Annotated in this window: 10 protein-coding genes; 7 read left to right on the top strand and 3 right to left on the bottom strand. The window is 38.1% G+C overall.

Going from position 1 to position 13,577, the window contains the following annotated elements:
- Positions 1-18: 18 nt before the first annotated feature.
- On the bottom strand, positions 19-2,046 hold the full coding sequence (gene ligA / locus IGI37_RS07300; RefSeq protein WP_438760937.1) for an NAD-dependent DNA ligase LigA: 2,028 nt from the start codon (positions 2,044-2,046) through the stop codon (positions 19-21).
- Positions 2,047-2,066: 20 nt separating this feature from the next.
- The gene (gene pcrA / locus IGI37_RS07295) at positions 2,067-4,307 is read right to left on the bottom strand and encodes a DNA helicase PcrA (protein ID WP_438760935.1); all 2,241 of its coding nucleotides are present in this window, start codon (positions 4,305-4,307) and stop codon (positions 2,067-2,069) included.
- 252 nt (positions 4,308-4,559) lie between these two features.
- Here pcrA and IGI37_RS07290 point away from each other — a divergent pair, with 252 nt between their 5' ends.
- The 6 genes from IGI37_RS07290 (at position 4,560) to IGI37_RS07265 (ending at position 11,761) form a co-directional block, all read left to right on the top strand.
- Positions 4,560-5,087 (top strand): RNA polymerase sigma factor, encoded by a 528-nt coding sequence (locus IGI37_RS07290; protein ID WP_438760933.1) that lies wholly within the window; start codon positions 4,560-4,562, stop codon positions 5,085-5,087.
- The gene (locus tag IGI37_RS07285; RefSeq protein WP_438760931.1) at positions 5,080-6,504 is read left to right on the top strand and encodes a hypothetical protein; all 1,425 of its coding nucleotides are present in this window, start codon (positions 5,080-5,082) and stop codon (positions 6,502-6,504) included. The genes IGI37_RS07290 and IGI37_RS07285 overlap by 8 nt, the downstream gene beginning before the upstream one ends.
- A 142-nt stretch (positions 6,505-6,646) precedes the next feature.
- Positions 6,647-7,339, top strand: a complete 693-nt coding sequence (locus tag IGI37_RS07280; RefSeq protein WP_438760929.1) for a C39 family peptidase — start codon at positions 6,647-6,649, stop codon at positions 7,337-7,339.
- 803 nt (positions 7,340-8,142) lie between these two features.
- Positions 8,143-8,898, top strand: coding sequence for a DeoR/GlpR family DNA-binding transcription regulator (locus IGI37_RS07275; RefSeq protein WP_438760927.1), 756 nt, complete (start codon positions 8,143-8,145; stop codon positions 8,896-8,898).
- Positions 8,899-9,819 (top strand): 1-phosphofructokinase, encoded by a 921-nt coding sequence (pfkB, locus tag IGI37_RS07270; RefSeq protein ID WP_438760925.1) that lies wholly within the window; start codon positions 8,899-8,901, stop codon positions 9,817-9,819. It begins immediately after the preceding gene.
- A gap of 10 nt (positions 9,820-9,829) precedes the next feature.
- Positions 9,830-11,761, top strand: a complete 1,932-nt coding sequence (locus IGI37_RS07265; RefSeq protein ID WP_438760923.1) for a PTS fructose transporter subunit IIABC — start codon at positions 9,830-9,832, stop codon at positions 11,759-11,761.
- Between the two features lie 119 nt (positions 11,762-11,880).
- On the opposite strand, the gene IGI37_RS07260 is transcribed toward IGI37_RS07265, so the two are convergent.
- A complete protein-coding gene (locus tag IGI37_RS07260; protein ID WP_438760921.1) occupies positions 11,881-13,218 on the bottom strand; it encodes a hypothetical protein in 1,338 nt (445 codons plus the stop codon).
- A gap of 136 nt (positions 13,219-13,354) precedes the next feature.
- Here IGI37_RS07260 and IGI37_RS07255 point away from each other — a divergent pair, with 136 nt between their 5' ends.
- Positions 13,355-13,513 carry an SPJ_0845 family protein gene (locus IGI37_RS07255; RefSeq protein WP_438760919.1) on the top strand — a complete coding sequence of 53 codons (159 nt, stop codon included), beginning with the start codon at positions 13,355-13,357 and terminating at the stop codon, positions 13,511-13,513.
- Positions 13,514-13,577 lie beyond the last annotated feature (64 nt).

Genomic DNA, 13,577 nt, shown 5'->3' with positions numbered 1-13,577 from the left:
GGAAAAATGTGATTGACGCTATTCTTTGCGGCTATCTTCAAGTGCTTGAGCCATTTGTTCTTCATTCCACACTGTAATGCCCAATGATTGGGCTTTTGTTAACTTGCTTCCAGCCTCTTCACCAGCAACTACGATGTCGGTCTTTTTCGAGACACTACCGGTTACTTTTCCGCCTAAAGACTCGATTGTTTCTTTTGCTTCTTCCCGATTGAACTGGGTCAACTTTCCAGTCAAGACAATCGTTTTATCTTTAAACGGCGAATCGATTTCTGCAATATCCGCTGCACGAACCCCTTTATAGGTCAAATTCACACCGGCAGAACGCAATTCAGACATCAACTGATGAACTTCTTCGTTTTCAAAATAGGTCACAACACTATTGGCAATAATGTCTCCCAGTGTATCCAGTGAAACGATAGATTCAAAGTCAGCTTGGCTTATTTGAGTCAAATCACCAAAATGTTCAGCCAAAATTTTGGCCGCCTTGGCTCCAACATGACGAATTCCTAAGCCGAAAATTAAACGTTCAACAGAGTTTTCTTTACTCGCTGCAATCGCCGATAAGATGTTTGCGGCAGATTTTTCTTTAATCTTATCTAGCGTCAAGAGCTGTTCTTCTGTCAGTTTGTACAAATCGGCTACATCGCCCACTAGATGATTATCATACATTTGTGCTAAGACACGAGGACCTAAGCCATCAATATTCATCGCATTTCTAGAAACAAAATGATTGAGACCTTCTTTGATCTGTGCAGGACATTTTGGATTAATACAGCGAAGAGCAACCTCTTCATCCAAATGAACCAACTCACTCTGACAGATTGGACAATGGGTAGGCATTTCATATGCAATACTGTCTTTTGGTCGTTTGTCTGTAATGACTTGGGCGACCTCAGGAATAATATCTCCAGCTTTATAAATAGTCACCGTATCCTTCAGTCGAATGTCTTTCATTCGAATATAATCAGCATTGTGGAGACTCGCGCGACTGACGGTTGTGCCTGCCACGCGTACAGGTGTCATGACGGCAGTCGGTGTGATAACGCCCGTCCGTCCGATCGTCCATTCAATATCTTCAACAACTGTCTGTGCTTCTTCTGGTGGAAACTTATACGCCGCCGCCCAACGAGGAGCTTTGACTGTAAAGCCTAATGAATCTTGTATAGCAAAGTCATTCACTTTAATCACAATTCCATCAATCTCATAAGGAAGAGCTGCTCGTTTTTCATGGAACTCTTCGATAAATGACCAGACCTCATCAATCGTTTGACAAAGTCGTTTTTCTGGATTCGTTCGAAAGCCAATCTCAGAGAGTTCATTAAGCGCTGCGAATTGAGTTTTTGAAGTCATTGGTCCAAAGTCAGCTACTGTATATAAAAAAGTATCCAACTTTCTTTTGGCCGTTACTTTTGTATCGAGTTGTCGCAGGCTTCCTGCAGCGGCGTTTCTTGGATTGGCAAAAACGTCTTGTCCAGCTTCTTCTCGTTCTTGATTTAATGAAACGAACGAAGCTTTTGGCATATAACATTCACCACGCACTTCAACAGAAATGTCTTCATTTAAACGAAGAGGAATTGAGTTGACTGTTTTCAGATTTTCAGTGATATTTTCACCAACACTACCGTCTCCACGAGTCGCCCCACGAACAAACAACCCATTCTCGTAACGTAATGAAATAGACAAGCCGTCAATCTTCAGCTCACAACAATAACTGACTGGTTGCCCTGCTGCTTTTTGGATGCGTTGATCAAACTGCATCAATTCCTCTTTACTAAAAACATCATTCAAGCTATATAGAGGGATGTCGTGGACTGCCTTTTCAAAGCCTTCAATGACTTTCCCACCTACACGTTGCGTCGGCGAATCTGCAGTAACTAACTCAGGGTGCTGTTCTTCGATTTGAACAAGCTCCGTATAAAGCTTATCGTATATATAATCCTCCACAGAAGGTTGGTCTTTGACATAATATTCAAAAGCATAACGATTTAATGTTTTCCGCAGCTCACTTGCTCGCATCGTTGCTTCTTGTGTCAACTTGTGATTCATGTGTACCCTCCTACTTATTCTTATATTTTTTCAATCGGGGCAAAAGCGGCCAATAACCGTTTGACTCCCTGTTCAGGAAACGCAATATCAAGCTCCATGTCTTTGGCTGAACCACCCACACGAACGACGGTTCCAACACCCCATTTTTTATGTTTAACTTTGTCGCCAGCACGCCAGCCACCTTCTTCGCCACCTGTTGAAACTTTGCTCGAAACAGATTTCGTAGCCGGTTGCGTATAAGCCGGCTTCAAGACTTTCGGTGTAAAGGTTTGTGTGGGTCTCGTTCTAGCAGGTGCCATTCCAGCAGAATTTAATAACTCATCTTCAATCTCTTCAACAAAGCGTGAAGGTCGGTTGTACTGCGTGCGTCCATAGAGTGTCCGCGAAAAGGCATTAGATAGATAAAGAATCTGTTCTGCCCGAGTAATCCCAACATAAGCTAAACGACGTTCTTCTTCCAATTCACTTTCTTCCATCAATGCTCTAGACAGTGGGAAAACTCCTTCTTCTAGGCCGATTAAAAAGACAACAGGAAACTCTAAGCCTTTTGCAGCATGTAAGGTCATCAAAGTGACTTGAGAGGCATTTTCTTCTAGGTTATCGATATCTGAGACTAGCGCTAAATCATTTAAGAAAACCGTTAATTTCTCTTCTGGTGCGTCAGCTTCATCTTCTGATTGTTTTTCGTAACGTTTATCAAACTCTTGGGTCACAGTCAGAAATTCTTCCAAGTTTTCTATACGTGCTTGAGATTCTAATGTGTTTTGAATTCTCAAATCTTCTTCATAACCACTCTTGTCAATCAACTCTTTTGTCAACTCAGTAATGGTAAGATAAGGCACCATCTGACTAAGCTGATCAATCATCACACCAAAGTTGCCGATTTCTTTTCCAGCTTTGCCAGAGATATTCGCCAATTCGATGTTTTGTGAGGCCTCTAAAAGTGACCACTCATGCATCTGAGAAAAATTTCTTAATTTTTCGACAGAGCCTGGTCCAACCCCGCGTTTTGGCGAGTTAATTACTCGCTCAAAACTAATCGAATCACTTGGGTTAGCTATCACATTAAGATACGCTAAAATATCCTTAATTTCTTTTCGGTCATAGAATTTGTGACCACCGACCATTTTATAGGGAATATTTGATTTTAGAAGCGTTTCTTCCATAACACGTGATTGCGCATTCGTTCTATATAACACAGCAAAATCGCCATATTTTCGACCTTGTTCACGAATCAGTCTCTGCATCTCAGAAACAGCAAAATTGGTTTCATCGCGTTCGTTATCCGCGCGATAATACGTAATCTTTTCACCATCTTCGTTATCTGTCCATAATTTCTTATCACGACGGTTATGATTGTTTTGAATCACTTGATTAGCAGCTGAAAGAATATTTTTTGTTGAACGATAGTTTTGTTCCAATAGTATAACTGTCGCTTCTGGATAATCTTTTTCAAAATCTAAGATATTTTGCATATCAGCACCACGCCAACCGTAGATACTTTGATCGGCATCCCCAACGACACAAAGATTTTTAAACCGCTCAGCTAATAGATTAACTAACGTGTATTGCGCATGGTTGGTATCTTGGTACTCATCGACATGGATATAATGAAATTTATTCTGGTAGAATGTCAGCGAATCTGGATGCTCTTTGAACAAACGAATCGTATTCATAATCAAATCATCAAAATCCATACACTGATTTCTTCTGAGCTCTTTTTGATAGAGTGCATAACATTTTGCTGCCATCTCCTCAAAAAAGTTCCCTTGTAGCTGTGCATATTGATCGGGTGTTTGAAGATTATTTTTAGCTTGAGAAACAATCCCTAACATCCCACGAGGATCATATTTTTTGGGATCAAGATTGAGCTCCTTTAACACTCTTTTCATTAAAGAAAGCTGTTCAGAGGAATCTAAGATAGTAAAGTTTTTGTTATAGCCAATGAATTCAACATCTCTTCGCAAAATTCTCACGCACATTGAGTGAAATGTTGATACCCAAACATCTTGTCCACTTGCGCCAAGAATGTCGGTCACCCGTTCTTTCATCTCTCGTGCCGCTTTATTCGTAAACGTAATCGCCAAAATATTCCAAGGATTAACTTCTTTTTCTTCTATTAAATAAGCAATTCTGTGCGTTAAGACCCGTGTCTTACCACTTCCAGCCCCAGCCATTAATAATAGGGCTCCATCTGTATGAAGAACCGCTTCTTTTTGTCGAGGATTCATCCCTCTAAGCAAATCATCTCTGGATGACATGAACAACATCCTTTCTTTCAATCAATCTTTTCAATTATACCATTTTCCCTTAGGTCATAAAACAACTATCCTTTAAAACTTAAAAAATTCCTTGCCTAAAACTTCGACAGGTTATACTTGGTTTCTATTAAAAAAAGTGAGATTCTAGACGAGAGCTAGTTTAATTATCTAAATAATTTAAATTTTGTTGTCACCTTTTTTCACCCTGAAACGTTATATAGAGTGTACGTACATGCGAGGAGGAATTTATCCATGGAAAATGAACTTCCAGACGATCTATTTTTTGAACAATTATATAAAGAATTTGAACAAAAAATATTTTTTTTAGCTTTTTCGATAATAAATAACAAGGAGCAAGCAGAAGATATCACACAAGATATTTTTGAACAGCTTTATGGCCAGCTCCCTACTCTAAAATCCTACGATTCTCTTCGACTCAAAAAGTTTATCTTACGGATGACCAAAAATAAAACGATTGATTCCTATCGAAAAAACCGAGTGGAAAACGAATTTAAGGAAAACAGTCAAGAACATGAGCGGTTAACCAATAATGTTGAGGAACATTTTGACACGTTACTTACAGAGGAACTTTTACAGAAAGTTCGAACGAATTTGAAGGAGCCTTACGTACAAGTTTTTCTGTACCGTATTTACTATGGCTTATCAACAAAAGAAACGGCGGAATTATTAGCTATTCAACCAGATACGGTCAAAAAAAGACTTGAACGAGCAAAGAAAAAAGTGAGAATCATTTTGGAGGGAGAAACTGAGTATGAATAAACCAACAGAAAATGAAAAAAAATTAGAGCAAATAGCTGAACAGATATCTTTAGAAGAATTTGACCAGATCCATGAAGATCATATATTTTCAGAAAAATACATGAACCGTAAGGAAAAACTATTAAAAAGGACAAAACAAACAAACACGCCCATCCGCAAATTTTCAGTAAAGAAAATACTTTTAATCGCAGCCACAGCCTTTTTTGTTGTTCCAACAACAGTTTTTGCTGCCAATGAGCTCTATCAATGGCTTGCCCAAAAACAGGATTATAAAGTCAGCTTATCAGTAAATACCGATAAAAAGAATGTCCGTGATGACGCCTATTACAAACTGGACTTAGGATATCTTCCTGAGGGGATGGTGGAAAACAAAAATTCTCCTGATAAGTATAGCTATGAGGACAATCTTTATAAGGGCGGTTTTTCGTTTGTATTATGGAAAATTCATTCTTCCGCGGATTTCGATATCCTCTATTCAAAAGAAATGAAAGAGACGACTTATAATCATCATAAAGCTTTGTTAGTAAAACAAGAGAGATTAGAGAATCAAATGTTTGACACAAACGTCTTTATTCTTTTTGAAAAAGAAGGTTATGTACTGGAAGCTTATGTCGGAAATGATGTGACTGAAGAAGTCCTAACAAAGGTTTTAGAAAATGTCTCCTTAGCCAAGAGTACCAAAGAAGAAGCCTCTACGACCCTGGATTTTGATGAATACAATGACTCGCTAGAAAATCATCAGCCTACTGAACCTCAAGAGACTGGTTTATCAGCTGATAGCGAAAGGATTCATCAAATTGGTGAGACAATCCCTATCAATATTGAACAGACAAACATGAAATTTAATTATACTGTTAGCTCAGTTGAAGTATTTGATTCGTTAAATAACTTTCCGTTAGATAACTTTAATGAAGCGAGTATAGAAAGGTTGACTGAGTACAAAATTATTGATGAAAAAAATCAATTAATCCCCTTCAAACAAAACCTTATTGATTACGGCGATGGTGTAAAAACAATCGATACGATCAAAGAAACGCGACAAATGAAAGCAAAATTTGTCTACGTCACAGCAACGATTGAGAATGTAACAGATCAACCTATCGAGGACCTATACTTACAGAGTGGTCCAGAACTTCTTGAAAATAAACAAGGCACACTGCTACATGTCCCTCATGACGGCAGAGAAGCCACAGCGCTAACTCTAGAGCTTGATTACCTTGAATATCACGGCAAAGATAGAAGTTATTACAAAGTGACTCCTATTTCAGGTAAGGAAGTTCGAACGATTCATTTTGGTTTCTTTGTTGATCAAGACCAGCTTTCTAAACTATTTCTACCAGCTTTTTATTATGATAATTTCAATAATCTAAATGATCCTAAACTTAACTTCTTTGATATTCGTCAACCTGAAAGTTAAAGTTAAGGATTAGAAATTTTTGATAGTTAGTCTGATTTGAGATTAGGAAATCTGAGTCTTCTATGTTTCAGAAGATACACTTGGATTTCCTGTCAATCAGCACTATCTATTCTATAATAACTCTATCGAGGAGGCATTTCATATGAAAAAAATGGTCATTTTCCTCACTTTCCTGATTTCTATCGGTACGGCAGCTCTCTTTTCAGCTAATTTGTTTCAGACAAGTAATGCAGCGCAGATTGAGGTTATCGATGTGCCATTAGAAAACCAAAACGATGAGCCAAGCTTAGGTAATGGGTGTGAGATTACGGCACTGTCTATGCTATTGCGCTATTATGGTTATGATACGAATAAAAACCAATTAGCTGAGTTACTAGAGTATGTCCCTGTCACTATCTCCAATGAGTTACATGGCAATCCCCATGATGGATTTGTAGGAGACATCACAGGCGGTCTAAATGCAATGGGCGTGGCTGTTGAACCAATCGCTAAAGTTGCTGAAACAATTGTGACCAGTAAATATCACGTGATTACTAAAAAAGAACTTCCTTTTTCTAGCGTAGAAAAATTAATCCATCAAGGAACACCTGTCTGGGTTGAAACGACCGTAGATTTCCAAGTGCCACAAGCCTCTGATTTTCGATACTGGAATACGTTGAGTGGAACCGTCAAAGTAACGCCACTCTGCCACGCAGCCGTTATCACAGGAGTGGATGCCAACTTTGTGTATGTTAATGATCCCTATGGACATAAAAATCGTGCGGTTGATAAAACTGAATTTATCGAAATTTACAATGAACTCGGCAAACAGTCTTTATATCTACAAGGTATGTAACTAACTATTCTTTAAATAAAAGAGCGAGAAGCTATACGAGGTTGGGACAGAAGTGTTTAACTCCGAGAAATAAGAGGGAATCCACGAAAATGACAAGAAACACGAAAGACTTTCTTTCGATGTTGATTGATTCCTACGTGGTGCTCTTCAAATTTTTGTGACCAGGTAGGTACTGTTCTACATCTATTTACTTTGTAAATAGTGTTTCACAGCACCGGTTAGGTACTGTTCTACATCTATTTACTTTGTAAATAGTGTTTCACAGCAATTTCAGCTTATTTCCGAACCTTCAACTCTAGCATGTCCCATGCGTAGAAGTTGTTGAGAGCGGAACAACGTCCTTCAATTCTTAAGGTGTTCCACCTTTAGAGATTGATGAGATCGAAGTGGTTTTTACGTAGTGCAGATGGAGTTGCTTCTGTGCCCACCGTTTATTCGGGAAATAGGAGCATGGGCATAACTTTTTGAGTTATGTCCCATGCTCTTCTAATTTACGGTCGTCAGTGACTCGCTCGAACTGATGATCGTAAATTAGGAAAATTAAGGATGTTATCCCAGTCTATTTTCCATCAAAGTCAAAACCATTCTCCTGCATGATGAATGGTTTTGGCTTTTTTTGCCATTTTTCAATTACATTCCTCTTTTGAAAGCGAATTATTCTTTGCTTTTCTTCAAAACAATTCTTATTTAAGACATATCTCCCTGTTTTTGACGCTTTTTAATTATTTGTGAATGTTTTTGAATGTTTTTTATTGCGAATTAGAATTGACTATGCTACTATTCTTGTGAGGAGGGATTCGAAAATGCTTACAGATGAGAGAAAACAACGGATACTTCAACTATTAGAACAATCTTCTATTGTAAAATCCCAAGATTTGATGCTAGCTTTTGATGTTTCAGAATCAACCATCCGTCGAGATTTACAAGAACTTGAAGATGACGGCTTACTCGAACGAATTCACGGAGGAGCTAAAAAAAGTCAAAAGCTTTCGTATGAGCAAGCAATGAGCGAGAAAACATTCAAAAACATTCAAGAGAAAAAATTTATTGCTACTTTAGCTGTCGCTGAAATCAATGAAGGCGATATTATTTATCTAGATGCTGGGTCAACCACACTAGAAATGATTCCCTTATTAAAAGATTTTTCAACGTCAATTACGGTTGTCACTAATTCCGTTCAACACGCCTCACAGCTTGTAGAATTGCAAATTCCGACAATTATTTTAGGTGGAGCTATCAAACTATCAACAGATGCAGTTCTTGGTTCAACCAGCATCAAACAGTTGGCACAACTGCGTTTTAACAAAGTTTTTATGGGAATGAATGGGGCTCACTTAGATTTCGGCTATTCGACTCCCGATCCAGAAGAAGCAGCACTTAAACAATTAGCTATGAAACAATCTGAAGAAGTATTTGTTCTGCTTGATCACACAAAATTTAACAAAGTTACCTTTTCAAAAGTCGCTTCTATTGAAAAAGCAACGATCATTACGGATAACTGTGATGAAGCATACCGCAAAGATTTTCAAGCAAAAACAACTGTTAAGGAGGTATTATAAATGATTTATACAGTCACGCTCAACCCCTCTATTGATTATATTGTTCGCGTAAATGAATTAACGTTAGGCAACCTAAATCGAATGACTAGTGATTTAAAATTACCTGGTGGCAAGGGAATTAATGTTTCCCGTATTTTAAAGCGAATGGGAAGAGAAACAACGGCCTTAGGTTTTTTAGGTGGATTCACAGGAAGATTCATCTCAGACTGGCTTAAAGAAGAACAAATCTTTTGCAAGTTTACAGAAACTACTGATGATACACGTATTAATATCAAACTAAAATCAACGAGTGAAACGGAAATCAATGGTTTAGGCCCAACACTCACAGAAACAGAAATTTCTGAATTTATAACCAATCTTTCTAACATCAAAGAAGGTGATACTGTTATCCTTTCGGGTAGCACACCCTCTAGTTTAAGAAAAGGCTTCTATCAAGAATTAGTTCACTATATCGAAGAAAAAAAGGCGGCTTTTGTAATTGATACAACGGGAGATGACTTACAAAAAGCTCTTCCCCACCACCCGCTTTTGGTCAAACCTAATAATCATGAATTGGCTGAGTTGTATAAAACGCAATTTTCATCAGTCGAAGAGATTATTCCTTATGGGAAAAAACTTTTAGATGAAGGGGCACAGCATGCAATCATTTCGATGGCTGGTGATGGCGCTTTATTGTTTACTAACGAAGGGGTCTATCAATCAAATGTACTCAAACGTGCAGTGAAAAATTCTGTAGGTGCTGGGGATTCAATGATTGCTGGATTCGTTGGCGAATATGAAAAAACACAAAATGCAGTTGAAGCCTTTAAATGGGGCGTTGCATGCGGAAGTGCTACGGCATTTTCTGATGATTTAGCTTCAAAAGAGTTGATTGCTGAATTAATATTGGAAGTTACAATTACACAAATACAATCATTTTAGGAGGTTTATGATGAATATTAAAGATTTATTAATAAAAGATGCGATGATTATGGATTTAAAAGCAACAGATAAAAAATCAGCCATTGATGAGATGGTTCAAAAAATGTTTGAAGCTGGGCGAATTTCGGACAGCCAAGTCTACAAGGACGGTATTTTGGCTCGTGAAGCACAAACATCGACTGGTTTAGGTGATGGGATTGCGATGCCACATGCCAAAAATAAAGCGGTCAAAGAAGCGACTGTTTTATTTGCAAAAAGTGCTCAAGGTGTTGACTATGAAGCACTCGATGGTCAACCAACCTATCTCTTTTTTATGATTGCTGCCCCAGAAGGCGCAAACGATACACATTTGCAAGCACTTGCTGCCCTATCTCGTCTTCTGATTGATCCTGAATTTGTCGGAAAATTAAAAGAAACAAAGACACCTGAAGCGGTTCAAAATCTTTTTCAAGCGGCTGAAGACAAAAAAGCAGCCGAAGAAAAGGCAGAGCAAGCAGCAAAAGCGACATCAACTAAACAAAGCTCTTCCAAATTTATTGTTGCTGTTACAGCTTGCCCAACAGGGATTGCCCACACCTATATGGCGGAAGATGCGTTAAAGAAAAAAGCCAAAGAGTTGGGTATCGAAATTAAAGTCGAAACAAACGGCTCAGAAGGAATCAAAAATAAACTAACTCCTGAAGATATCGCTCGTGCGGATGCTGTCATTGTTGCCGCTGATAAAAAAGTTGAAATGAACCGTTTTGATGGAAAAGAATTAGTGAATCGACCAGTCAGCGATGGCATTCGTAAGACTGAAGAATTAATCCAATTGGCATTAAGTGGGAATGCACCAACTTTCCATGGGAATCAATCTGAAAATACCTCCTCTGATGATTCAGCGGACGGAACATTTTTATCTAGAGTTTATAAAGACTTGATGAATGGTATCTCACATATGTTACCGTTTGTAATTGGTGGTGGGATTGCAATTGCTCTTTCCTTTATGATTGATCAATTTATAGGGGTTCCTAAAGAATCACTCGACAAATTAGGAAGCTATAACGAACTAGCTAGTGCCTTTAATCAAATTGGAAGTGCCGCATTTGGCTTTATGTTACCAGTCTTAGCTGGTTTTATTGCTTCAAGTATTGCCGATCGCCCAGGTTTAATTGTTGGTTTTGCAGCAGGTTCTCTTGCGCTAGCTGGTAATGCTGGATTCTTAGGCGCGCTACTTGGTGGTTTTATGGCAGGTTATGTAATGATTGCTTTGAAAAAAGTCTTCAGAGGGTTGCCAAAATCACTAGAAGGAATCAAAACGATTCTCTTTTATCCTGTCTTTGGTTTATTAATTACTGGAATGCTAATGCTTCTACTGAATATTCCTATGAAATATATCAATGTCTCTTTAAATAACTTTTTAGCAGGTTTAGATGGAACAAATGCCGCTTTATTAGGTGCCTTGTTAGCCGGGATGATGGCTGTCGATTTAGGAGGTCCTATCAATAAAGCAGCCTATGTATTCGGGACAGCTACGTTAGCGACCACAGTTGCAGAGGGTGGAAGCGTCGTTATGGCCTCTGTTATGGCTGGCGGAATGGTTCCTCCATTAGCTATTTTTGTAGCAACGCGCTTGTTTAAAAATAAATTTTCTAAAGAACAACAGGATGCTGGGTTAACGAATATTGTTATGGGGTTATCTTTCGTTACAGAAGGCTCAATTCCGTTTGCAGCAGCTGACCCATTACGTGCAATTCCAAGCTTTGTTGTCGGTTCAGCTGTTACTGGCGCCTTAGTGGGTGGCTTTGGAATTAAATTACTTGCTCCACATGGCGGGATTTTCGTTGTTTTCTTATTAAGTCATCCAGCGTTGTATTTGGTTTTCATCGCAGTTGGTGCAGTTATTTCAGGCATCATCTTCGGTCTTTTAAAAAAACCAATGCCCACACTAGAAACTATTTAATAGATATGAAAAATGCGTGAGCTTTTGCTCACGCATTTTTCATATCGTTTATAAACACTCGACGAAACAATCGTAGTAGTTCCACTCCAGTCTTTATCAGCCCCCTAAAAAAGACTTTTCTAAACCTTTTGCGGCTCTTGAAGCCCTCTAAGTTCCTCTAGCTTATCATAGTCTAAGAACAAGACCCGCAAGTGATTACGTTCCTTTTTCAGTTCAACTGAAATGGTCCCTTTTTTTCGTTTGATAGGACCGATTTTAGTATCTGGAAACTGTTTAAACAGCTCATCAAACGGAATTTGAGCGAGTTGATTTTGAGGAATATAGAAACGTAAGATAGCTTCATAGTCCGGATATTTATCATCGATGACATCTATTTCTAGATAATCTCTTATATAATAAGCATACGCTGCTAGCCCATTATCCAAGGTTAGCTCTGGATCAATCACCCGATAGGCTACCATCTTTGCTTGCGATTCATCTATCCAAGGGAAAAAAGCTTGAGCGCTTAAAGCCCCCTTCACCCGTTTTTCTTGATAGGCTCCTTGAATTAAATCATAAGTTCGCGTAATAAAATGACTGGCGGCTTTTTTAGAGGTAGGCTGAAGCGAGTCATTTTGATACTGTACCGTATGAATAAAGTTTTTCGGATAAATATACTCAATATAAGGTTCTCTTAAGACCCCCACACCATTATCCCAAGCAAGTGAATCAAAGCCCAATTGATCTCTAAACAAGCGTTGGAACTTTAAATTACTCTCATGTGCCCATTTATAAGGATCTTTGTACAATTGAATTTCCATCACCTGATTTTTATGCTCTTGTGCAAATTCGACTTGCTGAACTTCTTTAAAAATCTGTTTAGGTATCAGCGAATAGTATGGTTCTCCAAAAAACATCTGCCAACACGAAGTCAGACAAAGGCCTTTAAAAAAGATATCGTATCCTGCAAACTGATTACAATCCACTCGCTCTTCACCAGTCATCGTTTTTAGTTTGGGTAACTGCTCGATTTCTTCTATGGTTTCAAAGGCTAAACGCTCATTGAGACTCCCTAAATTACTGTATCTATATTCATTAAAGGAACGAAGGTAAGCCATCACACCTTTATATTCAGTCATTTTTTTCAATAAATAATCTTTAATTAACGACTGATTTTTGAAAAAGACAACTTTAGAAAATATGTACTTTTCTAGGATTCGTCCTTTAAAATAGCTAAAGCTAAGCTCATTATCTTCGTTACCAACTAACCAAGTGACTTCATTTAAATCTGCCAAATCACGGATTAGTCCTTTCATTTTTTCTAAATCAAATGACTGAGGTTCGGATTCTTCCAACTTAAAATAAGTTGGTTCAATGGAAATCCTGACAAGAGACAACCAATCTTCAGCTAGTTGTATTTTTTCACTTTCTTTCGCAGTATCGACACGTAATATACCATATATTTGTTGTTCTTCCATTGTTTCCTCACCCCTTCTTTTATTCTATTATATCCAATCAACGACTATTGCACCAAAAATAAGCGTTATTTTAATTGTTTCTTACCCATTTATTTTAAAAACGTGGTAAACTAAACTTACATGGAGGTGGATTTTCATGGGATTAAAATTTGAACGCACCGACAACCTAGATAAATTATTTGCTGACTTTGTTGTTGACCCTGAAAATAAAGTGGCGCCTAAAGAAGATATCAATCGTTTCTTAAAGCCCGAAGTGAAAGAACCCGAGAAGAAAAAAAATAAAAAGAAATCCTAATTTAGGATTCCCATTGGAGGAGCGATTACGCCGTTTATTCTACGTAGTCGCTTCTTTTTTATTC

This window comes from Enterococcus sp. AZ194 (assembly GCF_051713825.1).
Classification (GTDB): Bacteria; Bacillota; Bacilli; order Lactobacillales; family Enterococcaceae; genus Enterococcus_K.
The sequence above is the reverse complement of the archived record's forward strand: the minus strand, read 5'-3'. Positions and strand labels throughout refer to the sequence as shown.

What these genes read in the sequence shown, in the direction of transcription:
- ligA (WP_438760937.1), bottom strand. Translation starts at nt 2,046, where the DNA reads ATGAATCACAAGTTGACACAAGAAGCAACGATGCGAGCAAGTGAGCTG.
- pcrA (WP_438760935.1), bottom strand. Translation starts at nt 4,307, where the DNA reads ATGTCATCCAGAGATGATTTGCTTAGAGGGATGAATCCTCGACAAAAA.
- IGI37_RS07290 (WP_438760933.1), top strand. Translation starts at nt 4,560, where the DNA reads ATGGAAAATGAACTTCCAGACGATCTATTTTTTGAACAATTATATAAA.
- IGI37_RS07285 (WP_438760931.1), top strand. Translation starts at nt 5,080, where the DNA reads ATGAATAAACCAACAGAAAATGAAAAAAAATTAGAGCAAATAGCTGAA.
- IGI37_RS07280 (WP_438760929.1), top strand. Translation starts at nt 6,647, where the DNA reads ATGAAAAAAATGGTCATTTTCCTCACTTTCCTGATTTCTATCGGTACG.
- IGI37_RS07275 (WP_438760927.1), top strand. Translation starts at nt 8,143, where the DNA reads ATGCTTACAGATGAGAGAAAACAACGGATACTTCAACTATTAGAACAA.
- pfkB (WP_438760925.1), top strand. Translation starts at nt 8,899, where the DNA reads ATGATTTATACAGTCACGCTCAACCCCTCTATTGATTATATTGTTCGC.
- IGI37_RS07265 (WP_438760923.1), top strand. Translation starts at nt 9,830, where the DNA reads ATGAATATTAAAGATTTATTAATAAAAGATGCGATGATTATGGATTTA.
- IGI37_RS07260 (WP_438760921.1), bottom strand. Translation starts at nt 13,218, where the DNA reads ATGGAAGAACAACAAATATATGGTATATTACGTGTCGATACTGCGAAA.
- IGI37_RS07255 (WP_438760919.1), top strand. Translation starts at nt 13,355, where the DNA reads ATGGGATTAAAATTTGAACGCACCGACAACCTAGATAAATTATTTGCT.